This is a genomic window from Agromyces binzhouensis, from assembly GCF_004135055.1.
GTDB classification, from domain to species: domain Bacteria; phylum Actinomycetota; class Actinomycetes; order Actinomycetales; family Microbacteriaceae; genus Agromyces; species Agromyces binzhouensis.
In genome coordinates this window covers 1-1,044 of the sequence record NZ_SDPL01000675.1, presented here as the reverse complement: position 1 = coordinate 1,044, position 1,044 = coordinate 1, and the positions used below count along the sequence as shown (strand labels likewise).

Sequence of the window (1,044 nt, the reverse complement as noted above, 5' to 3'; positions counted from 1 at the left end):
CCCGGCGGAGGCGCCCGGCCCGGTCGAGGCGCCCGGACCGGCGGGCGTGCCGACGATGTTCGACGTCGCTCGGCACGCCGGAGTCTCGCACCAGACCGTCTCGCGCGTGCTCAACGACCTGCCCGGGGTCGCCGCCGCGACGCGAGTGCGCGTGCGCGAATCGATCGCCGCGCTGAACTACACCCCGTCGCCGACGGCGCGCGCGATGGCGCAGCGGCGCTCGGGCTCGATCGGACTCATCCAGGCGGGGCGCCCCGACTACGGACCCTCGAGCGCCGCGCTCGGATTCAACGAGGCGGCCCGCGAAGCGGGGTACGCGGTCAGCCAGGCGAGCATGCGCACGCTCGACCCCGACGTGCTCACGCAGGCCGTGCACCGGCTCGTGCTGCAGCGCGTCGAGGCGATCGTCCTCATCTCGGGCGAGCGCGAGGGCGTCGACGTGCTGCGCGGCATCGACGCGGGCGTGCCCGTCGTGGCCGTGGCATCCGAGGTCGAACCCGGCATGCACCGCGTCTCGTTCGACCAGGCCGCGGGCGGCCGGCTCGCGACCGAGCACCTCGTCGGGCTCGGGCATCGGCGCATCGCGCACGTCGCGGGCCCCGCCGACTCGATGGACGCCGCCGAACGCCGTCGCGGGTTCGCCGCCGCGCTGGAGGCCCATGGGCTCCAGGTGCGCGAACCGGTCGTGGGGGACTGGCTCGCGGCATCCGGCCACGCGGCGGGACGCCGCCTGCTCGACGACGGGTGGGCGACCGCGGTGTTCGTCGGCAACGACCAGATGGCGCTCGGCCTCCTGCACGCGTGCCACGAGGCCGGCGTCGAGGTGCCGGGCGAGCTCAGCGTCGTCGGATTCGACGACATCCCCGAGGCCGCGTTCTTCACGCCGCCGCTCACGACGATGCGGCAGGACTTCGACTCGCTCGGCCGCGACATCATGGCGACCGTCGCCGACGTGCTGCTCGACGAGGCCGCGGCGCCCGACCGCACCTCGCGCGTGCCCGAGCTCGTCGTGCGGGCGAGCACGGCGGCGCCGCGCGCCTGAGG

General features: G+C 75.7%; 1 protein-coding gene. It reads left to right on the top strand.

Translation table 11 applies throughout. The features are described from left to right. Positions 1-1,042, top strand: a 1,042-nt coding sequence (locus ESO86_RS17570; protein ID WP_340638874.1) for a LacI family DNA-binding transcriptional regulator, incomplete at its 5' end; no start/stop codon positions are given. Positions 1,043-1,044: the final 2 nt, after the last annotated feature.